Below are 23707 nucleotides of genomic sequence, written 5' to 3'. Positions count from 1 at the left end.
AAGAGGCTGGGAAAGGTAAATCAATGAGTAATGGTAGTTGGAAACGCCGGGCAAATGCCACTGTGGTTACCGCGGCAGTAGCTTTAATGTCGGTGCTAATCCCAGCAAGCAGTGCCCAGGCGCTCGCGAGCGGGGATGTCGCCCTGTGCGCAGACAATTTGGCAGTCGGGAAAATGGTAAATGCCACCAGCCGGGAAGTTGCGGGAGAAAAAGGGCCAGAACTGGCAGTTGATGGCAATATTGGTCCCGATGATAAAGCTACTCCGGCAGTGCACAACGTTAAATCTGCCAGTCGCTGGTCTGCCGCCGGAAGCGACAATGATGCTGCCCTGACTATCGATTTTGCTGGAACCGCCACTCTTAACAAAGTGCAACTTTATTGGGGAAACACTTTCGGTAAACCCTACAAATTGCAAGCCAGTAATGATGGCACCACCTGGCGGGATTTAGTAACCAACCAGAACGGTAAAAAAGCAGGCACCACCGAGCACACCTTTAACGGCAGCGAAAAAATGCGCTACCTGAAAATGCAGATTTCTGGCAAATCACAGCAGTGGGGACTATCGCTGTGGGAAATAGCAGCTTGCGGGACTCTAGCTGCGCAGCCCACCCCGACAGAAAACGAAAATCTTGCCCAGCTGAATCAATTGATTCCCTACCCGCAAAAAGCTGAACTTGCCGCGGATAACTCCCGGTTCGTCCTCAGCAAAGATAGTGAGATTACTGCCAGTGGCTTAGCAAGCGAGAGCGCCAAATATCTTGCTGAGACGCTAGCGAAATCTGCCGGATATAAACTACCGATTGCGGCCACTTCCAGTGCTAAAACTCAGATTAATTACGTTATCAATCCGAACTTAACCGTCAGTGGGGTAGGCAAAGAGCAAATGAATGAAGCCTACACCTTACAGATTGCGCCAAACCGGGTAACCATCACCGCGCGCACTGCCAGCGGGGCGCTATGGGCAACCCAATCGCTGCTGCAATTGTTAGGGCCGTGGGCAGTATTTCCTCAAGTTACCGTGGGATCTTTAATGCCGATACCGGCGATGACTATTCAAGACGGTCCTCGCTATTCCTGGCGCGGACTAATGCTTGACCCGGCGCGCTCCTTCATTCCCAAGAATGAAGTCATTAAGCTGATGCATTCTATGAGCCGCTTCAAGATGAACACTTTGCATCTGCATCTAAGTGATGAGGGCTGGCGGATTGATATCCCGAATGAGGGCAAAGACGCTGCTGACCCGATTGACTATAGCCAGCTGGCTAAACGCGGAGGTAGTGCCGGTTTACGAGCCGGAGATATTGGCCGCGCACCCCAGGCGGGACGAACTGGCTACTACACCTTAGATGATTACCGCGAAATGGTGGCCACTGCCAATAAATTAGGGATAGCGATTGTTCCCGAGATTGATACTCCCGGTCACACAGAGGCAGCACTATATTCCATACCCCAGCTGAACTCGGAAAACTCTAATCCCAAGCCAGAGGCCGGTCAAGACACGATTGGGCAGCCAAATTACTCGAAAAACAATATGAAAGTCAATCTGGATGCTTTAAATCCTTACACTTACACCTTTATGCAGCATGTTTTGAAGATTTTGGCGCAAAACTCTAACAACACTTATCTGCATATTGGCGGCGATGAAGCTAACAGTATGGATCACCAGCATTACCTGCAATATATGCAGCAGATTCTGCCCAAAGTAAAAGCCATGAAGCAAACCCCCATCGTGTGGGATGAAGCCTTAAAGAGCGTTGGAGCGGTCTGGATTGCCGATAATGGTGGGGTAGTCCAGTGGTGGAATACCGACTCCGCGGCTGGTAATCGCTCCCAGCTGCGCAATGATTTCGTAGCTAAAGGCGGCAAATTCATTGTCTCTAACGCCAGCTACTTCTATTATCCCCAACGCGAAGACCGCTCCCATGTGGCTCCCAGTTGGGCTTGCCCCGGTGGGGAATGCACTTTGAAACACGCCTATGATGCCCAGCCCCAACAGGTCATGGGGCTCAGTGACGATAAAGGAATCCTGGGGGTCGAGGGCGCAGTATGGAGTGAGGGCGTGCGCAACCTGGCAGATATCGAGTATATTGCGTTCCCGCGGTTACTAGCTCACGCTGAGATGGGTTGGACAAACCAGGATAATAAGAACTGGGAACGCTTCCGAGGTGGGGTTGCCCAACAAGCAACTGCCCTAAACGCTGCGGACACCAGTTTCTTTAACGGCTCTCAGGTCACCTGGCGGATTTCCCCCGCATTATCTCCGCTAGCCACCGATTCCCAAGGAAAGGGAATCGGTAAAGCTAATCGGCAGTTAATCGGATATGTTTCGGCTCCCGGCAAAGGTAACGATGACCTGGATTTGTCTTTGACCCTGACGCCGAAAGAATCCCAAAATGCGATAAATGTGCCGGTAAGTACCACTTTGGATAAAGAGTACATACCGGTAAACGGTTCCTATCAAACCGGCAGGCAGATGAACTCGGTTTTTAAGGTTTATGCCGACCTGACAAAAGTTCCCCAAGGTAGCTACCAGGCGCAGCTAAGCGCTAAAGCCAACGGATTAAAGTCTCTAGACGGTAAGAGTGATACCGGTCTGGCCAGCGCGGTTATTCAGGTGCCAGCCCTTAGCGGTCAAACGCCCCCCGGGTCGGGAACTCAAACCAGCCAAAGCGATACCACCTGGGAAAGCACTGAGCGTTCTTACCCTAAAAGCAGCTATAGTTTCCCCGGAAATGACGGTAAACCTCATAAAGTAACCTGGGATAATCATTCTTTGAAAATAGATGGCGAGCGTCTACAAGTTTGGGCTGGTGAGTTCCATCCTTGGCGAATCCCGTCCCCCCAGGCCTGGCGCGACGTCCTCCAAAAGATAAAAGCCGCCGGATTTAATGCGGTATCTTTCTATTTCTTCTGGGGCGATCATCAAAGTGAAGAGGGAGGCGCTTTCAATTTCGATAAAGGCACTCGCCGCGATATTGACCTTTTGCTGACGATGGCAAAGGAAGAGGGGCTATATGTGATTGCTCGTCCCGGCCCCTACGTCAATGCCGAGATTTCAATGGGAGGTCTGCCCGCATATATGACTAACTATGCGGCGTCCTCTTTGCGTTCGACTGACCCGAAAGCCTTGGCAGCCTCTAAGAGCTGGTTGAAAGCCTTCAACAGTATCGCGAAGAAACACCTGATTACCACGGGAGGCGGCTCTATCATTATGTATCAGGTGGAAAATGAGCTGCTGGCAGAAAATCCCAGCACGACCGCATTCCTAAAAGAGCTGAGCAACTTTGTGCGCGGTGATGGGATAAATGTTCCCCTGTTTGAAAATGACTGGGGCTTGGCAGGACGTTTTGCTCCGAATAAAGCCGGAAATCCAGCCGGTAAATATGGCAGCACTGATTTTTACACCTATGATCGTTATCCGCTGGGCTTCAATTGCGGGGCAGGACGCGGGAACCTCGATGATGTTGAACAGACTTTCCGCAATTATGAACCGAAAGGTCCGCATTTTATTGCCGAAGGTCAAGGGGGTGCTTTCACTCCTTGGGGAGCAAACTTTACTCCCGAAAAATGCGCCAGTTTTACCGATGGAAACTTTGTGCGCCAGTGGGGGACAGTCCTGGCCGGTAACGGGGTGAAAGCCTATACCTACTACATGATTTTTGGCGGCACTAACTGGGGTTATACCGGTTCTCCTTCCTCTGGTTTTACCAGTTATGACTATGGGGCTGGCATAGACGAAGATCGAACGATTCGGAAAGACAAATTTGGGGCGCAAAAAGAGATTGCCTACTATTTGCAAGCCAATCCCCAATATGTAACCTCTAATCCGGTAGCTAAACCCGATATTAAGAGGGTTAGCGGTAACGCCCAGATTAGAGGGTATCAGCGGATTTCTTCCGAGGGCGCAGCCGAGCTTTCAGCTACCGGTAACGGCGGGCGCACCCTGGGATTTGTTTTGAACAACACCAACGACACCAGCACCAATAAGTTTACTTTTGCTTTGGATTTAGCCAACACCTCCGGAGTGGGGGCAAAGTTTAATCACGATGATAATGACAGCGAACTAAAGTATTCGACGGGTTGGAAGTCAGTTAAGGACGATTCGGCTTGGAAAGGAAGTATCCACGAGGCTAGTAAAGCGGGCGAGGAAGCCGCCTTCGAGTTTACCGGCACGGGAATCGAGATTGCGGTAGCCACCGGAACCGATCATGGGAAATTCGCGGTAAAGCTCGATAACCAGGCGGAACAGGTAGTAACCGGTTGGGTGGGAACCGAACAGAATAAACCTACCCAAAAAGTCGTGTTCTCTAAGAGTGATCTTCCTGCCGGTAAACATACCCTGAAGGTGCGGGTGCTGGGGCAAAGCGCCGAGGGATCAACTACTGGAGGCACGAAAGTCCAGCTAGATGCGCTTAATGTTCTGGGAGCTAGCGCCACGCCCTGGATAGTGGTGAACAATAATGACCCGGCGATTAAATATAATCCCGCCGTTGGGACTGCCTCATCTTGGGAATATGCTACCGGGCAAAACTGGACTAGCGGGGATTATCAAGGAGACGAAACCTATTCTGCCCGTAAAGGTGATTCTTATACCTATGACTTCAACGGGATAGGAATCGATATTATTGGGGCTTTCTCCGGTAATCACGGCATAGCCGATGTGTTTATTGACGGGGAAAAAGTAGGGCAAACCGAAGAGGAAGTCACTAGCACCGCCCGCCCCCAGCAGGTTTTATATAGTGTGCGGGGGTTAAGTGCCGGTAAGCACACCTTAAAAGTCCAAGTTACCGGTAAGCCTTTTGCGGGCTCTAAGGGTACTTTCGTATCGCTAGATGCTTTGCGAGTATTCCCCGATAAAGATGCCATAGATCAGTTCAATACCGGAACCAGCGTCAAAGATGGAGAGAACTCTTGGTCGCGGATTCCACAAAAATCGGGAACTGCCCTAACGTTGCATGGTCGGGATGCGTTGCTGATGAGCGCGGATATAAAAATCGCGGGGCAAAAACTGCTGTACACCACCTCGCAGCTATTCGGTTCCCCGATTGCTACCGATAACGCCCAGGTACAGTACCTGCTCGGGGTAGCGGGAGACGATGGGGAAACTCTGCTACGTTACCCGGCTAAGCCGCAGGTGAAAGCGCCTAAAGGGGTAGAGGTTACCTGGAATGAACAGTATAAGACGCTGCGTTTGAACTATAAGTATTCGGCAGAACCTAGCGATATCACTATCACCCCGGCTGCCTCAGAGAGAGCAGCAAGTGCGGGAGATACGCTGCGCTTGCGGATTATTGACCGCACCTACGCACAAACCACCTGGTTACTAAATACCGGTGATGGAAGCAACGGCAAACGTTTAGCGGTCGAGGGGGTAGAGCTCGCTCGCAACTGGAGCTTAAACGGCTCGAATGCCGAGGTTAATGGCACTACTGATCCTAAGAGTCAAACTCCCTATGTGCTGCTTCCTAAAGGCGCAAAGAGCGCGAGTTGGAATGGCGGCAAAGCGGGAGTAAGTGAAACCGAAGGTATTTATGCCGGTTTCACCAAATTTATTCCGCAGATGCTAAGCTTCGAGCCTCCCCAGCTAAAGTGGGTGAAACAGGAAGGCGCTCCGGAAAAGGAAATCAATTTTGACGATAGCGCCTGGCAGGTAGCTAACGGTAAACAGCGTAACCAAAAATGGCAAGCCCCCAGTGCTAATGGACTGGTTCTGGACTCCAATTATTACGGTTTCTATGAAGGCTCCGTATGGTATCGCGCTACCTTTGTGGCCAGCAGTGATTCCCCAGTTATCACTCTGAACGCTAACGGGGGATCCGGCGTGCCCGGGCATGGCAAGAATCCCGCCTTTATGCAAGTGTGGGCAAATGGGAAATCGCTGGGCGCGGCCAGCGCCGCTGGCGCCGACCAGTCTTTTACCGCTAAAGGGATTAAAGCCGGCGATAAAGTAGTTTTAGCGGTGCTAGTAAATAACCTGGGGCAAAACCTGGACTGGTCAGATAATGGCTTATCACGCCAAAACCGGGGATTGTATTCAGCTACTATTCCCGCTCAGGACGGGAAAGTTACCTGGAAGATTCAAGGCGCTGCCGATAAGAGCGGCACTAAAGATAAAGCGCGTGGTCTTTACAATAACGGTGGTTTATATGGCGAGCGGCAAGGCTGGCATCTGCCAGGTTTAGATGACTCTAAGTGGACCGCGGCCTCAGATATGCACGCGGACGAGGCCGGGGTTACCTGGTATCGATCCACTTTCGATCTGAACGTTCCTAAAGATGCCGATGTAGCTTTTCGCCTGGAGGTGCTCTCGCGGCGCTTCGGCAATACCCAGCAGACCCGAACCGACCATTCTCAGGCGTTACTGTTTGTCAATGGATGGAATACCGGTATCTATATCGGTGATATCGGGCCGCAGGATTCCTTCACTATCCCGGCGGCTTTCCTCAATCTAAACGGCAAGAACACAGCGGCAATTGCGGTTATTGGTAAAGAAGCTGATGCGGGGCCAGAAAACGTAGTACTGCGCGCAGTCCATCTTTCCCAGATGAATGCCTTAGCGCCAGTAACTGCGCAAACGGATGGCCCGGGGAAAGTTGAACCGGAAACCCCGGACAAACCAGATAACCCGGATACCCCGGACAAACCAGGTCAGCCAGAAAAGCCGAATCCTTCCCAGCCGGATAATCCGCAAAATCCAGCTACTCCCTCTAAAGAGGCGGCTCCTTCTGAAAATGCGAAAACCCCCTCCTCAAAAGGAAAGACCGTTAAAGAAGGACTGGGGCATACCGGTACCGAGGGTATTTCCGCTTTATTAATCGCGCTATTGGCATTGGGGATAGGGATTGGGGTGCGTTATCGCCAGCAATGGCTGGAAGATAAATAACCAGATTGGTGGGGTGAAAACCCAATTGAGGTTTTCACCCCACCGCTTTATAGCTTGAGTAAATACCTAGGGTTAGGGCTTGCTCATCTGGGTAAAAATCGAAAAGATTAAGAGAAATAGTCGCTTTCAGGGTGTGCTTGCCGGGGTCGGTAAATTCCACGGAAAGTGAGTACTTAAGACAATGAGGTTTGAAATGGTGTTATCGGTGACCAAAGGACGTTTTAAGGCTTTAGTAGCCGGTTTTTCGGTGGCTTTGACTTCAATGACCCTCATGCCGCTGGCAACCGCTCTTCCCGCCGAGGCCGCTTCTGGCCAGTTTAGCTATAACACCGTAGTTAAATACGGTGACGATGGGGTTACCAACTACCGGATTCCCGCAGTAATCAAACTGAGTAATGGTGATTTATTAACCGCCTATGATGCTCGCCCCGCAAATGGTGATGCCCCGGCGCCCAACTCAATAATGCAAAAACGCTCTACCGACGGGGGAGCGACCTGGCAAGGGCAAACTGTTATTGCCCAAGGTAAGGGCACTACTCTGAGGGATCCTAATAAAGAGGGGTTCTCTGACCCGGCCTACATTTACGATAAACAAACTGGTCACCTATTTAACTTCCATGTGCATTCCTATGACGTAGGGTGTGACCCTAACGGAACCCTAGAAACTGACGAGTTTAGCAACCGCAAAGTTCAAGGGGTGAGCCTGTCAGTTTCTACCGATAATGGGGTGAGCTGGACGGAGCGTTACGGAAACTCTCCCGATGCAACGCGGGGACTTACTGCCGCGGTTAAACAGCCCGGATATCCCTGCGGGTTTGCGGCTTCTGGACACGGTATCCAGCTGCAGCATCAAAGCGGTGCTAATGCGGCAAAGAATGGACGCCTAATCACCCAGTTTATTGCCGGTAAGCCCGGTACTTGGGCAGCCTACTCGGTGTATTCCGATGACCACGGTAAAACCTGGAAACGCGGCTCCACCATCGGCACAGATATGAACGAAAACAAATTGGTGGAACTGTCCGATGGCACGCTCTTATTGAACTCCCGGATGAGTAACAAGGCGGGATATCGCTATATCGCCAAGAGCACCGATGGTGGGGAAACCTGGACTGATCTGCAAATAGAACGATCCCTAGTTGATTCCAAGACCCCGGGGCGCAATGCCTCGATTATCCGCAGATACCCGGATGCTCCCTCCTCAGACCCCAAATCTAAAGAGCTTTTGTATTCCGGGATGGCTGATAGCGGTAAAACTCTCGCAGTGAGCTATTCCTATGATGACGGTAAAACTTGGCCGATTCGTAAACTTTATTGGAATGACAAGGCCGCTTACTCTGATCTAGTCGCGATTGATACTCAAAGCGGTAAATACGGGGTAGCTTTCGAAGAAGATCACCAGATTGGTGGTAACTATTTTGAAACTATTCATTTTGGCACTTTTGACACCAATTGGTTGAATCCAGTAAAGATTTCTCTAGCTGATGCAAAAGTAGCGGCGGAAGCGGGTAAAACTGTCGAGATTCCAGTTAAGGTTACCAATGATGACGCGAAAGAGGTTGTTCCCCTAGCTACCGCGGTAAAACTGGCATTGCCAAGCGGGTGGAAAATGGAAGAAAGCGTCTTGGCGCAAGAACTTCATCCCGGAAACTCCGAAACTGTAACTTTACGGGTTAGCGTTCCGGCTAATGCCGCCCAAAAAACCTATTATCTCGACTCTAGTCTGGAATACCGCAATATTAAGCTGCGCGGGGACGTAGAAATCAAGGTTACCAACCGCAATCTAAATACTGACCCTACCGGTTCGGTTGGCGTTGACTTTGAGCTTACCAATCCCAAAGCCGATGGAACTTGGGCTGTGGGCGACAAAATGAATTTCACTGTTAATGTAACAAACCTGCTTGCTCAAGATAAGTCCTTCACTGCCACTGCCTCCAATTTGGATACCGGATGGGCAGGCTGTAGGTGGAGAAGTATCTCGGCGGGAGCTACCTTGCCGTGTGCAAACCGCACCCACACGGTCACCCAGGAAGATGTCGACGCCGGATTCTTTACCCCCTCCATCACTTACAAATACCAAAATCCTGGTTATTCTGGCGCTGCTACCCAGTTAAAACCGGTTAAGGGAAACATAATTCCTATCTTTGCCAGTCACGTTCAGGTAACAGATTTGGCAGTAGCGGGAACTAAAGACAAATATGACGTGGGCGATAAACTGGTGTTTACCCCGAAAGTGCAAAACGTGGGACAAATCCCGGTAGATGTCCGGCTGAACGGGGAAAACTTTACGCTATCTTGCCATAACAAGGACGGAAAGCTGGATAAGGGAAGTACTTTCTCTTGTACCGCCAGTGACTATGTAATAACCAAAGAAGATATTATTCGCGGCAGCTTTACTCCCAAGTTCAAAGTTAAAGTAACTGATGGGACTAAAGTGCTCCAAGAGTTCATCTATAGCGGGAAAGAAATCCCGCTTCCCTCTGATAATCCGATAGCGACCAAACTTCCCCAAACGATTCCCTCATTGGATTCGTGGAAGACCAATACCGATGCAAATGACGTGTTCAAACTAAGCCCGGACACGGTAGTTTACTATCCGGCTGGTTTTGAAGACCAAGCCCAGATTGTGGTGCAAGAGCTAAACTCCTACCTGAAAGCGGCGGGGCAGGGGCAAACTGTGCGGGTACAAGCCGCCGGTGGGGCAGTTCCGAAAGCCCACGATGTGGTCATCACTATAGATTCTGCGCAACAAGACAAACTGGCAGAGGAGGGGTATAGCCTCCAGATTGGTGCCCAAGGGGTAAATATTACTGCCGCGCAAAAACGGGGAGCGTTCTGGGGTACGCGCACTCTGTCGCAAATGCTGCGCCAGCAGCTAACTCTGCCCTATGGCAGCGCCATTGACCTACCTCAGCAGCGTGAGCGTGCCGTCACTCTATGTGCCTGCCGGATTAAGAATCAACCAGATTATATTCACCGGATGCTCACCGATATGGCTGATCTGAAGATGAATCAGGTAGTTTTAACTGCCAAGATGGAGTCAGCGAAAGAACCGGTCACCAATAACTATTCCTATTACACTAAGGAAGAGTTAGAAGGGATTGTTGCTTACGCCGGCAAATTGGGTATTGAAGTAGTTCCCCAAATGGGAGCCCCGGGACATATGGATCCGAAGATTCATAACCTGCCTCAGTATCAGCTTAAGAAAACCGATGGCACTTTGGATAATGACCGTCTAGATATCACTAACCCGGAAGCCGTCGCTTTTTATAAGCGCCAAATTGATGATTACCTGGATGTATTCCCTTCCAAGTATTGGCATATGGCAGGGGACGAATATATGTACCGTTCTGCCTACAAGAATTACCCGGTATTTGGACCGGGTGGAGTAAACGGTCCCAAACTGTTCGTAGATTTCATTAACGATATTAATAAGTACGTGAAATCTAAGGGTAAGACTTTGCGAGTTTGGAATGACGGATTAAAACAAGAAAATATTGATTCCCTGGATAAGGATATCGTGATCGATATGTGGCAGGGGGGTCTCAGTCCGCAAACTCTGATTGATAAAGGGCATAAGGTCAATAACACCAATTACGATCTCTATTTCTCCCGAGAAATGGGTTGGCGGATTCAAAACAGTGGCGCAGCCGCTATCTATAATGACAAAGGGTTTACTGCCGGTACTTTTAAGAGTGGAAAAGTAGCTGATGATAATCCTGGAAACCTGGGAATTAAGCTCTCGATATGGCCTGATACTTCCATATATCAAACCGAAAATGAAGTTGAGATGGAAACCTTTGAGGCTTTCCGCTTAGTGTCCCAGCTAGGCTGGTCAGGCTCGCGCCCCTGGAAAGATGGCAAAACTTTTGTAGACTTTGCAAAAGCGCTAGGGCATACGCCTAACTGGGAAAATGTTAATCGGCGTCCCTTAGAAGATGGGGTGTATGCCTTTACTAGCTCCGGGTTACGCTTAGATGCTTCCGAAAATCGCGAACCAGACGCGATTAGTTATTCATCCGATCAATGGCAAATCACCCACACCTATGACCACTACTACCAGTTGAAATCGGTTAAAAGCGGTAAATGCCTGAGTATGGATGTGGGCAAGCAGCGCTTCAATGGCAGCGGGCGGCAATACGCTACTGCAGATTTGAATGTAGTTAACGAAGTTGGTGCCCGTCCCGCCTTGGTCGAGTGCGTAAACGATATTAATCAGAAGTATCACACTGGTGCCTGGAAGAATAACTCATCAACCAGTAAACGCAATAATCAGAAATGGCAGATTATTGAGGACGGCAACGGCAAATATATTGTGCGCCACGCCCTGACCAATATGGATTTAGCTATTTCTACCGGGGAAGAAAAGCATGTTGATTTAGGGAACGTGGGAGATTTGGATGACAACACCAAGTCTAGGCCGATGGAAACAGATTTAATCCAGCTACCTAGCGATATGACTGCTACGCGCTGGACAATTACCCAAGCCGACCAGGACACCCCGGCGCAAATGCGCGCTCCTCACGGGACTGTTCCCGTAGCCAACTTGGACTGGTATCCCGGTAGCAGTATCGGTTGGGCAGATGACGGTCTGATTCGGGTAAACCGCACCTTGAAGGGCAGTCCTCTGCTGATTGAGGGAGAAAAGTATCGCGGCGGTATTGGAACCCACGCTTCCTCGAAGATAACCGTGCATTTAGGCAAACAGTGCTCATTATTCAGCGCGAAAGTCGGCATAGATGACACCCAAGAAGCCGATAACCTCTCTTCGGTAACTTTCAGAGTATTGGGGGCTGACGGGCAGGAACTGGGCGCGTCCAGTAAAGCATTGACTGCTGCCGATAAAGCTGAAGCCATGAAAGTGGACATAAGTGGGCAAGAAAAAATTACCTTGTTTGCCGATGCTGGCGAATCTAATGCCCAGGATCATGCTGACTGGGCAGATGCCGTGGTTGCCTGTGAACAGATGGATGCCGATAAGTATCAGCCTTCCTATCAGGACACCGAAGCTAAAGCCGGTAAAACCGCTAGCGCAGCCGCTCCCAGTTTTGCCCCGGCAGCTGGAAAGGCTAGGGTGCAAAAGTTCGAGCTGGTAGAACCAATCCCAGCGGGGATGAGCATTGAGGCTGGTACCGGGGTGGTAACTTGGCAAGTGCCCGCAAATCAGCAAAGCGGAACTGTAAGTGTAGACGTTAAAGTTACCTATGAGGACGGGTCTAGTGAGATAGTGCCCGCTAAGTTTAAGGTAAGCGGCAGCGCTCCGCAGCCACTTCCGGAGGTAACTCCGCAAGCACCGAGCTTTAACGATAAAGACAACACCTATACGATTCCGCAGGTTCCGGGAGTGGTATATCTGCTTGATAATCAGGTAGTTAAGCCCGGGACTTACCCAGTTAAGGGCGCGAGGAAACTATTGATTACTTCCCAGCCGGACAGTGGTTATCGCTTTAAGGCGGGGGCTACCACCCAGTGGGAGCACCAGTTCAAAGTGGAGACCAAGCCCAGCGAGCCCACGACTAAGCCGGGTGGAACCCAAGGGGCTCAGGATGGTCGTCCTGGGCAAGCTCAAGCTAAGCCGCAAAAATCGGCAGCCGGGTTGGTATCTACCGGTGCAGCCGGGACAGTGGGGCTACTGGCGCTGGTAGTCATGGGAACTGGACTCATGATCCAGCGTTTTTCCAGAAGACAGAGCGTTATTAGTGAATGATGATGGTTTTTTCTTAAAGAAGAAAAGGTAGGAAGCAATGCCCTTAAAACATAAAACTATCTTGACGGTTAGTGCCGCGCTGTCTCTGGCTTTCGGGGGACTGGCAAGTGCGCCGATTGCGGCCGCGGAAGCGGTGTTTACCCCGATACCACAAGCGCAGATGAAAGCCGTGTGGACTGATTCTGTAGAAACTGGTGGTGAAGGAGCCAACGGTCCGCTAGAAAAAGTGCTAGATGGGGACAGCAAATCCTACTGGCATACCGTTTGGTATCAAGGTACGGGCAATAATGAAATGCCCCATAGGTTCATTATTGATTTGGGTAAAGAAGTCCCAGATTTAGGGCGAGTAATTTTAACTCCGAGGCAAAGTTCCAACGGCTCGGGAAGGGTACGCGAATATGAGATTGTCAGCTACACCGATGCCAACTGTGCCGATAAAACCAAAGCTAAGGATTTAGCCCCGGCTAAGACCTTAGCGACCGGCGAGTTTGAAGAAAATCATGGGGATTTAAGCGCCAAAAATATAGATTTTGCTCCGGCTCCTGCCCGCTGTGTAGGGGTAATTTATAAGAGTGCCTGGGGCGGTCAAGCCGGAAGCAGCGAAACCGTTGGTTCTTTGGCTGAGTTCAATGCCGCTACCGTCAGCGGATATCAACCGCCAGCTCCCCCCGCAGCTGAACCAGAAGTTAAGATTCCTAACCCTGGCGATAAAATCACCATTACCGATGGCACGTTATCAGCCGACTTACAGGCAGGATTTCCCCAAGTTATCGCCTATCACCTGCAGGGTAAAACCCTACCGGCAAATGTGGGACCTGCTTTGAAACAAGTACGCATTAATGAACAGATGCGAACCGTCTCCTTGGTTTCTGCCGCGACAAAGACCGGTGATAGTGCCACCTATAAGCTAAAAGTTGGTGGCTTAGAAGCTACTTTGACAGTAAAGATTTCCTTGGCTAAAGGTAATCTTCGCTGGGAAGTAACCGCGATTGATGATCCTAAGAATCAAGTAGATCGCCTGGCAGTACCAGGGCTGAATCTGGTCAGCGTTGCCGCTGCTAAAGATGGATCCCTAACAGTGGCCGGCGATGGCACTAATCGAATGGAAAACCCCGACACTACCTGGAAAATCGCTAAGCAAAAAGTAGGGCGCGCCAGTGGATATATGGCGGCGCTTAGCAACAGTGAACTGGCTGCCGGGTTGGTCTCGAATGCGGTCAGTGACGACTATGCCGCCAGTAAGCAAGATGGACGCGGAGCAACTCGCTGGGTAGCAACTACCGCCCAAGAGGAGGCGGCTACCGCGGGTAAAACCACAATGGTAGGCTCGCTTACTCCCGCTTCCTGGGTAGTGTGGGGCACTAATACCCGCAGCGGGAAAATCGGTAAAGATGCCAATCCGTTTGCCCAGGTACGTGTGGTAAGTGACGTAAATGGTGACAGCGCGGTAGACTGGCAAGACTCTGCCACCGCTACCCGCGCCCTCATGGTGGAAAATAAACTACCTAATGGTTACGGCGATACCAAGAACCGGGTGATTACTCGGATTCCGTTCAATATTGTTTCCCAAGCTACCCATCCATTCTTACGCACTCTAGACGATACTAAACGCATCAGTTTAGAGACCGATAACCTGGGACAACACGTGTTGCTTAAAGGGTATCAAGCAGAAGGGCATGACTCTGCCCAAGGAGACTATGCCGGGCATTACAATCAGCGGGCAGGCGGTTTTACCGATTTGGTGACCATGACTAAAGGGGCGGAAAACTATAACGCCGACTTTGGGGTACATATCAACGCCACCGAATCCTACTCGGAAGCTAAGTGTTTCAATGATGGTACCAACTCCGCTACCGTTACCGATGAATCATGTGTTATAAAAATGCCGCCCCAGGCGGCTTGGGGCTGGATGAACCAGGCATACTATATGGACGATAACGCTGATCTAGCGCAGGGACGGCTAATTAAGCGTTTCCAGAAGTTCCGGGATGAACTGACTGAAGCCGGGATTGCTGACCGTTTCGATTGGCTTTATTTTGACGTATTTTACGGCAGAGGATGGCGTCCCCAGCGTCTGGGTGCAGAGCTGCAAAAACAAGGCTGGGAAATCGGCTCTGAATGGGCTTGGGCATTCCCGGATACTTCTTTATGGTCGCACTGGGCAAACGATGAAAAGTATGGGGGATACAAAGAAAAAGGTTTGAACTCGACCTTAATTCGTTTCGTGGAAAACAGTTGGCGAGATTCCTGGAATCCAAATCCGCTACTAGGCAATGCTAATGTCGTGGAATTTGAAGGCTGGACTGGTCACACCGATTATGGCAAGTTTATTAATAATGTGTGGCAACGTAACCTGCCTACCAAATTCCTGCAACAATCAGACATTAAAACCTACCAGCTTAGGCAAAAAGCCACTTTCACCAACGGAACCGAGGTTACCTCTAATCGTGCCAGTATCAGCGGTACTGATTTAGGTACCGACCGGGTAATAACCTATGACGGCGCTACCGTATATACCGGCGGAAAATACCTGTTGCCGTGGGGGGAAAAAGACGGAATCGGGGCAGCTAAATCTGCCGGAGACAAACTGTACCATTACAACCCGGCTGGGGGCACTAGCACCTGGACACTGCCGGGTCACTTTAAGAGCGTAGGCTCCTTCCATTTGTATGAGCTCACTGCTACCGGAAGGGTAGATAAAGGCACCGTGAATGCAAGTGGGGGCAGTATTTCCCTCTCGGCTAAGGCAAATACCGCCTACGTCCTCTATCCGCAAAGCGCGCCTAATCAAGCAGACCCCAACTGGGGGCAGGGTAGCGGTATTAAAGATCCCGGGTTCTTCTCCGGTACCTTAAAATCCTATGACACCAGTGGAAACGTTAGTGTTGAAACCAGTAATCGCGCTAACTTCCAGGCTCTAATAGGCGAGGGAGCGTCCTCCCTATCCCAAACCCTCACCTTACCTAAAGGCGACTATTCCATGTGGGCGTGGGTAGAGGTACAACCCGGTCAAGAGCGGCAAGTAGACGTGAGCATCAGCGGTAACGGCGTTAAAGCTGTCGGTAACCAGAAAACCATTGCTGGGAAAGTTGCCACCAGAATCACTAAATCTACTGCCCCTAACAAGACGGCTTCGGATGAAAAGTTCCAAACCTACTTCCAGCGGGTACGGGTAACTTTCCACAGTGAAGGCGACCCGGTTACTTTCCAGGTGGCAGCAGGGGACGGAGCCGCAAAAGTACGTGTCGATGATTTGCGAGTAGTTAAATATAGCGCTCCGGTAGATAACGACAAAACCGAGCAAACCGTCTTCTTTGCTGATTTTGAGGACGTAGACACTGGTTATTGGCCTTTCATTACCGGCGCTACTCAGGGAGGAGACGCTCGCACCCAGTTAGCAGAGCGTCACTCTCCTTATTCCGATGCGGGCTGGTGGGGAAAGAATAAGCAAGGTCAAGTTGTTGCCCATGGTAAACAAAGCGACAATGTGCTCGCCGGGAAATGGTCACTGCTGGCGCATGAAGAAAATGCGGGGCAAATTCTGCGCACTATCCCAGCTGCAATAAAGTTTGAACCAGGGCATAAATACCGGGTTTCTTTTGCCTATCAGCAGGCCTATGCGGGTGAGTATCAGTTTAGTTTAGGCCGGGACTGGCTGGCCGACTCGCAGATTAAGAGCTCTGCGGTGCAAACTAAAGATATTCCCGAAGCGAAAGGTAAAGGAGTAGGGGGCAAAGGAACCCAAATCTTTTCCACCGAATTTGTTACCTCCACCGTAGGGGACTACTGGATTGGTATTAATAAAGTCGGCGGGCTTCCCGGATCGGATTTGACCCTAGATAATATCCGGGTCGAAGACCTAGGGAAAGCTGAGGTGTTGCCCGGTAATGCCGATCCGGCAATCCAAGCAGCCCAGACCGTATCTGAAGGGCAAACCTTTACGGTACAAACCAATACCGACTTCTTCGAACCGGGTAATCCTGGAAAAATTACGAACCTGAAAACTACTCTCAGCGCTCCAGATGGCTGGAAAGTCACTAAGAAGAGTGAACCTAGTGGGGACAATATCGCCCAAAATTGGGAGGTTAAGGCTCCCCAAGGGGCTACAGATGGAGTATTGACCTATAAAGTCTCCTATCAGATTGATTCCGATGGCACGACTAGGGAAGTAAGCATAGCCAGGAAAGTTAAAGTGCTCCGCTCGGTTCGCGACGGTGAAAACTACCTATCTGATTTGCCTTGGAGTGATGAAGAGAACGGTTGGGGTCCGGTTGAAAGAGACCAAGAAAATGGAGAACAAGGACGAGGCGACGGTACCCCAATCAAGGTGGGAGGCAAAGAATATCCCAAAGGTATCGGTGCCCATGCACCAAGTAGCATTACCTTTGATTTGGCGGGTAAATGTAACCGGATGAACGCAATCGCCGGGGTGGATGACACTCAACCAAATGGTTCCGTGAAATTCATGGTTATCGGAGACGGGAAGACCTTATTTGAATCCCCGCAGGTAGTTACCAAAACGGGAGGAGCAAATAAAATTGACCTTGATATTACCGGGGTGAAAACCCTGATTCTAAAGGTAACTGACGGCGGTAACGGCAACGGTAATGATCACGCCGACTGGGCAGATGCCAAAGTTACCTGTAAGGTTGAGACTCCCGCAGTGCAGCCTCCCAGCTTAAAAGACGTAGTAGCAGAGGCTAAACCGGATACGGTTGCCACTTCGGATGCGCCAACTTTCGTTGATGAGGATGGGGACACCGTTACCCCGCCGGCGGGCGTGAAATTCAGCTTCGCGAATCTGGACAGTCAGCGACACTTGGTGCAATCGCGTGAGGCGGTAAAAGCTAATGGTGATATCTATATTGATAGCGCCACTGGGCAAGTAACCTATCTTCCTTTGGGTTCCGAAGCCGGAAAGTCTGTGCAGATTCCGATTCAAGCCAGTTATCCTCAGGGAGATAAAACCGTAACTATCCCGGGAACCGTAACCTTTAACGTGGCGGCAAGCGAAGAAACACCAGGTAAAATCACCGAGGTGACTCCGATAGCACCGGTGGCAACCGATCCGGGCAGCTGCGAGAAGAAACCATTCGTGGAGATTCCCGTAACCAAAGGAGTCCAATACCTGCTTGACGGCAAAGAGGTGGCAGCCGGTAAGCACGAATACGCCTACGGAAAGCAAATAACAGTTACCGCCAAAATCTCTGATACCAGCAGCTATCGTTTCGCTGCGGGGGCAGTAACTAAATGGACTTTCCAGGCTATGGCTCCTCAAGGATGCGAGGTGGCACCGGGCAATCCAGATAAAGATAAGCCGGGTACCGGAAAACCGGGAGCTACCGATAGGCCGGTAACTCCGCCTACAGATAACCCCGCTAACTCTCGCGGAGGGAATCTAACTAGCACCGGTACTTATGGCGGAGCATTTGCCATACTTGCATTAATGCTGATAGTTGCGGGTAGTCGGATTCGTAACCGTCGCTTAGAATCCTAAGGTTAAGATGTCTACCCGGTTCTCCTAGGGGCAGCTGCGGCGGCGTGGAATCGATGCGAAAGCATAGAAGAAACCACGCCGCCGCAAAAAGCTAATAACCGCAGATGCAAATAGTTTTGGGGGGTGTCTGGATTAATCCAGACACCCCCCAAAGTTTTCTCTTTTCTTATAAACTTCCCGCCTGTAACTGCAAATAAACAGACGTATAGGTGCTAATCCTTAATTGCGGCATTGAACCAGCTAGTAATACTGGTGGGATGGGTAATCGCGGTGCCGACTACTACCGCCCAGGCTCCCGCCTCCATAACTTGGCGTGCCTGCTGCGGGGTGTGTACTCGTCCTTCACATAGCACTGGAAACTTAGGGAATTCCGCAGTCATTTGAGCCAGTAGCTCAAAATCCGGTCCGGCAGTTTTGGGTCTATCTCCCGTATAGCCTGCCAGAGTGGTAGATAAAATATCGGTTCCTGCTGCAGCTGCTTGCCGAGCATCCTCGATACTTCCGCAATCGGCCATCACCACTATGCCCTCATCATGCAGGGCAGCAACAGTTTCCCCATAAGATAGACCATCGGGACGCGGACGGCGGGTAGCGTCTAGCGCCACAATATCGGCTCCTGCCATTGAGCAGGCGCGAGCGTGACGCAAAGTAGGAGTGATAAACACACCCTCGTGCCCCTCTTTCCAAATCCCTAAAACCGGGATTTCAACCTGTCCTTTAATCGCAGAAATATCCGATAAGCCCTGACAGCGAATCCCAACTGCGCCACCTTGCTCAGCGGCTAAAGCTATCTGAGCCATAGTTTCACTGTGCCGCATCGGTTCGCCCACATAGGCTTGTACGCTAACGATTAATCCCCCTTTAAGGGACCGGATTATTTGATTCATGATTATCCTAGATTCGTATTTGCCCAAATAGCTGCACCTATGAGGGGAGCATTTCCTCCCAGGGTGCCACTGATGAGGGGAGTGTTCTTTACGGGGGTGAGAGCATCGGCCCCGAATCCCGCTGTTACTGCCTGCCACCATGGCTTACCGGAACGGGTAACCGACCCGGAAACTATAATAGCCTGGGGATCGGCCAAGTTGCAGATGCCGGCCAGGGTTTGTCCAAGCGCATATCCAGAGTCATAGATAACCTGGGTTGCCCATACTTCTCCTTTTAGGGCGCGTTCGGTGATTTCGCGTCCGCTTTGCGCCCTCGGGAGATTAGCCGGTTTATCCCGGTTATACAGTTTCACTTGACCGCTGCCGGAAGCCACGGTTTCGATATGACCTTTGGCTCCACAAGAACAGGTTAAATCACCAGCTAACGGGTGGGGCAGATGTCCAATATGACCGGCGGCATAGTGCGCGCCAAACTGGACTTGACCATCGATAACTAGCCCGCCTCCCATACCGGTTCCCACCGCTGCGGCCAGGATAGAGGAATAGTCTTTACCGGCTCCCAGGGTTGCTTCCCCGAGGGCGTGGGCGTGCACATCATTGAGGACGAAAACTTCCGTGTTGAAAGCTGCCTTTACCTGTTTCGCTAGTTCGGTTCCGGCCCAGCCTTTAATCAAATCGGTAGCCGAAATAACCGTTCCCCGCTGGGGGTTAATCACCCCCGCAGCAGAAATGCCGATTGCCTGGATTTGGTTTATGCCCTCGGCTTTAGCTGTGTCTTTAGCGTGGCTTAATGCTTCGATAATGGCGGCTACTACTGCCGCGCTACCCTCACTGGCAGGGGTAGGACGCGAATAGTTCGCCGCTACCGTCCCTTCGGCAGTATTAACTACCGCGGATGCTATTTTGGTGCCGCCCAAGTCGGCGACGAGGATATAGCTCATTTTAAGAGCCCTACCTGCTCAAGTACGGAGCGTACGCGTTCAACATTTTCCCCTTCCAGGGCTTTAACTGGTTCGGTAACCTGGTTGGTGTTGAAAACTCCCAACAGTTGCAAGGCAGTTTTGAAGCCGCCTACTCCCGCTCCGTAGCCTTGAATACCGCTTGGAACTGCGGTGATACGCATTAGGCGAGCTAAATAGTCCTGTTCTTTCCGTACGGTTTCCCAATCCCCGTTTTGGTAGGCACGCCATTGGCGGACGTAACCCGCGGGGTCTACATTTCCCAGGCCGGGTACGCATCCGTCCGCCCCGGACATATAGGCGCCATCAACCACGACTTCGTGCCCAGTTAGCAGGGTTAAGGGGTGACCGCAATCACGATTCTCCTGGCAGAGGAAACGGAAAGAAACATCGTCACCGGAAGAGTCTTTTACGCCGGATAACACCCCGTCTTTACCGAGGCGAATAATCAAATCTACCGGCAGTTTAACGTGTACACATACGGGAATATCGTAAGCGAATAGGGGCAGGTCGATAGCTTCATGAATCAGGCGGAAGTGGCGTTCGATTTCCGCTAGCCCCCCAAGAGCGTAGAACGGAGCGGTAGCAACAATCGCATCTACCCCGAGTTCTTTTGCTTCTTTGGCGTGTTCAATAACCCGCATAGTTTCGGTATCAATACAACCGCCCAGTACGGGAACCCGATGATCTACGATTTCAACGGCAGTTTTTAGGACTTCCCGGCGCATCTGGTCGGTTAGGAAGGCGACTTCTGAGGAGGAGCCGAGGACGAATAAGCCGTCTACTCCGGCTGCAATCATCCGTTCTAGGTGGCGCTTATAGGATTCTTTATCGAGTTTGCCGTCCTTGGTTAGCGGGGTAACTACCGGGGGGACAATACCGGAGAAATCAGTCATTTCTTTTCCTTTTTACTTAGTGGATTTATCTGTTTTTAGAGTACTCGACTGGGAAGAGGGCTGCTTAAGCAAGATTGTCACAGTAGAAACATCATTGCCTCTCTGCTTGGGTAGGGCTTCCGCAGCTCAAATCCATCGTTAGTTATCTGACACTTCGAGCATAATTCATTGATTCGGCTGACGCAAGGGTTTTGAGGGTATTCTTTATATTTCCTTGTCAATAGCTATTTAAGGGTTGAGTGCTAGTGGGTGAAAAAATTATGTTGATGTAAATTGTCAGATAAATTACTGTTTTTTCTATGTACACATTGAAGTCGCAACGGTAAAGTGACACTCGTAACTCAAGTAGTTACCTAATCCCAATGACGAGAAAGCTGTAATTAAATGAAAACTGAATTTGGTACTGCGAACTGGATAGTTTTGATTGCATACCTAGCGGCGATGTTGGCGGTAGGTGCTTATTTCACTAGGCGTGCCAGTAAAAATACAGATGCCTTCTTCAAAGCAGAAGGAAAAATCCCGGCCTGGGCAGCGGGATTCAGTATGTATGCCACAACTTTGAGCGCTATTACTTTTATGTCCACTCCCGAGCAAGCATTCAACAATGACTGGGCTTACGCTATCGGATCTTTGAGCATCATGATGCTGACTCCGGTATTTATCAAGTTTTATATTCCTTTCTACCGAAAACTCAAGGTAACCACTGCATATGAGTATTTAGAGGAACGATTCAATCCGGCGATGCGAGCCATTAGTTCCCTATTGTTTATGATTTACCATATTGGTCGCGTGGCAGTGGTCATCTACCTGCCTATTATTGCAGTTACCTCTGTTTCCTCTATTAATCCCATCGTTGTCGCGGTAATCGTTGGGGGACTGTGTATCGTTTACACCTTCTTAGGTGGCATCGAGGGCGTGGTGTGGTCCGATGTAATCCAAGGATTCCTATTATTAGGGGGAGCTCTCCTGGTGTGCATTATGGGCATATCCGCACTAAATGGCGGGTTTGGCGAGTTCGTTAGTTCAGCTGCCCATGACGGAAAGCTACTGTCAGGACAGAACTTCCAATTTGAACACATGGACAAGTTTGTACCGGTGATTTTGCTAGGCCAACTGGCTAACACGCTTTACCAATACACCGGAAGCCAAGATGTGGTGCAGCGCTACCAGGTAACAAAATCTATTAAAGAAACTGAAAAAGCCTTATGGACTAACTTCTTCCTGGGGCTAATCACTATCCCGATTTTCTTTGGTATGGGCACAATTCTTTGGTCTTTCTACGCCGATAATCTCCCAGAGATTCTAGAAAAGAATACTGCTGGTCTGGTTCCCTATTTCGTGATTACTCAGTTGCCTGCCGGGATTGCCGGCCTAGTAATTGCCGGTATTTTTGCGGCTGCACAATCAACTATCGCTTCAAGTCTGAACGCTATCTCCAGTTGTGCGGTGACTGATTTTAAGCAGCGTTTCTTTGCGAACCGCTTAAAAGGTCTGTCCGATGTGGCACTAGCAAGGATCATTATTGCGATTTCCGGGTGTTTCTCTCTGGCGGTGGCGATCTATTTCCTATTGCATGATGCGAATGAAACCTGGAATATCTTCCTTACAGTTTCCGGGCTGTTCGGGGTACCGGTAGCGGGGATTTTCTTTATCGGAATCTTCACAAAAAGGGCGAACTCAGTAGGCGCTATAGCAGGGCTTATTATCAGCGTATTGGTGGGAGTAGGAATGAAATTTTTCCTGCCAGAAGGGTCAATGTTTGCTTCCGCGTTGATGATAGCTTTTATTGCCTTCGTATCTTCTTTGGTATTTTCCTATCTGATCAGTCTAGTATTTCCGAAAGCCAATAAAGAAGTTACGGGACTTACCTATACCACCATTGATGAGGAGTATGTTCGTCCGGTGGCCTAGAAGCTCCGCTAATATTAGCTATCCATTCAAATAAATGTAAGCAGATAAGTCTTAAATGCCTTTTAGTGAAGACAGCTAGTCGGAATAGTTGTTGGCAGTGCTCTGCTTTTCTTCGGTACATATAGCCAAGAAAAGCAGAGCACCATAGCAAGGAGTAAAAATGCTTAGTTATCTGGTAGCGGGAAATCCTACGCGCCCTCTAATTATTTTGGTTCATGGAGTAGAAGACTGTGCGATTGCCTGGGCGGATTATATTGACCATTTAAAGTCCCGTTACCTAGTGGTTTCAATAGACCACAAAGGACACGGTTTTTCGCCTCGATTTACCGACCAAGAGCTAGAAGATCCTTTCGAGGCTTCATATTCTGCCCTGGTGCACGCGGTGCAGTTTATCGAAAAAACCTTTGGTAAAAAAGCTATTTTCGTGGGGCATTCCATGGGAGGGGCCCTCGTTACCAAACTGGCTGCGCGCCACCCGGAACTGGTGGCAGGGGCGGTAGTAGAAGATCCGGCGTGGCTTTCGCAAACCTACCGTCAAAACTATGTCACTAATATTCCGACTGCTCTTAGCCAACTTGAATCCTGGCAAGACCCGATGGTGGCCTATGACTGGGGGAGAAAGCGGCGTCCCTGGTGGCCGGGGGATACCATGATTGGTTGGGTTTTTGGAAAGCTCCGGGCAGATTCAGGACTGATAGGAACCGGAGTGGTTAGTTTTAACGAAAACTGGCAAGACTTGGTGCAAGAAATTACGGTTCCCCTGGTGGTGGTTTCGTCCGATCAAGAATCAGATATCGTAGGGAAAACCGGGTTAGCACAAACCGATGCTTTAGCTAATCGGAATGTGGAAACAGTTTATATTCCCGGCTGTGAACATACGCTACGGCGCAACAAACCCCAAGAATTCAACCGGTTAATAGATCCCTATCTGATTAAATGGGCGGAAGCGGAAGAAAACCGTAGTTAGGG

8 protein-coding genes are annotated in these 23707 nt (G+C 50.2%); 5 read left to right on the top strand and 3 right to left on the bottom strand.

Annotated elements, in window-relative coordinates; all coding sequences use genetic code 11:
* Nucleotides 1-23 precede the first annotated feature (23 nt).
* The 3 genes from ACZ5BI_RS05390 to ACZ5BI_RS05380 all read left to right on the top strand — a co-directional run bounded on the left by ACZ5BI_RS05390 (nucleotide 24) and on the right by ACZ5BI_RS05380 (nucleotide 18085).
* Nucleotides 24-6884, top strand: a complete 6861-nt coding sequence (locus tag ACZ5BI_RS05390; RefSeq protein ID WP_464895798.1) for a beta-galactosidase — start codon at nucleotides 24-26, stop codon at nucleotides 6882-6884.
* 181 nt (nucleotides 6885-7065) lie between these two features.
* A complete protein-coding gene (locus ACZ5BI_RS05385; protein ID WP_464895797.1) occupies nucleotides 7066-12588 on the top strand; it encodes an NPCBM/NEW2 domain-containing protein in 5523 nt (1840 codons plus the stop codon).
* Nucleotides 12589-12625: 37 nt separating this feature from the next.
* Nucleotides 12626-18085, top strand: a complete 5460-nt coding sequence (locus ACZ5BI_RS05380; RefSeq protein WP_464895796.1) for an endo-alpha-N-acetylgalactosaminidase family protein — start codon at nucleotides 12626-12628, stop codon at nucleotides 18083-18085.
* A 212-nt stretch (nucleotides 18086-18297) separates the two neighbouring features.
* Here ACZ5BI_RS05380 and ACZ5BI_RS05375 read toward each other — a convergent pair whose 3' ends face one another.
* From ACZ5BI_RS05375 to ACZ5BI_RS05365, 3 genes are read right to left on the bottom strand one after another with little or no spacing between them, the layout of a single operon-like run.
* Nucleotides 18298-18972 carry an N-acetylmannosamine-6-phosphate 2-epimerase gene (locus ACZ5BI_RS05375; RefSeq protein WP_464895795.1) on the bottom strand — a complete coding sequence of 225 codons (675 nt, stop codon included), beginning with the start codon at nucleotides 18970-18972 and terminating at the stop codon, nucleotides 18298-18300.
* Between the two features lie 2 nt (nucleotides 18973-18974).
* A complete protein-coding gene (locus ACZ5BI_RS05370) occupies nucleotides 18975-19913 on the bottom strand; it encodes an ROK family protein (RefSeq protein ID WP_316098066.1) in 939 nt (312 codons plus the stop codon).
* Nucleotides 19910-20827, bottom strand: a complete 918-nt coding sequence (locus tag ACZ5BI_RS05365) for a dihydrodipicolinate synthase family protein (RefSeq protein WP_316086345.1) — start codon at nucleotides 20825-20827, stop codon at nucleotides 19910-19912. Before ACZ5BI_RS05365 ends, ACZ5BI_RS05370 begins: the two co-directional genes overlap by 4 nt.
* Nucleotides 20828-21211: 384 nt before the next feature.
* On the opposite strand from ACZ5BI_RS05365, the gene ACZ5BI_RS05360 reads away from it, so the two are divergent.
* On the top strand, nucleotides 21212-22738 hold the full coding sequence (locus tag ACZ5BI_RS05360) for a sodium:solute symporter family protein (RefSeq protein WP_316086347.1): 1527 nt from the start codon (nucleotides 21212-21214) through the stop codon (nucleotides 22736-22738).
* 160 nt (nucleotides 22739-22898) lie between these two features.
* Nucleotides 22899-23705: an alpha/beta fold hydrolase gene (locus tag ACZ5BI_RS05355; protein ID WP_316086348.1), complete on the top strand. Its 807-nt coding sequence runs from the start codon at nucleotides 22899-22901 to the stop codon at nucleotides 23703-23705.
* Nucleotides 23706-23707 lie beyond the last annotated feature (2 nt).

The sequence above is a fragment of the Varibaculum sp. GTC20041 genome (assembly GCF_055387755.1).
The sequence above is the reverse complement of the archived record's forward strand: the minus strand, read 5'-3'. Positions and strand labels throughout refer to the sequence as shown.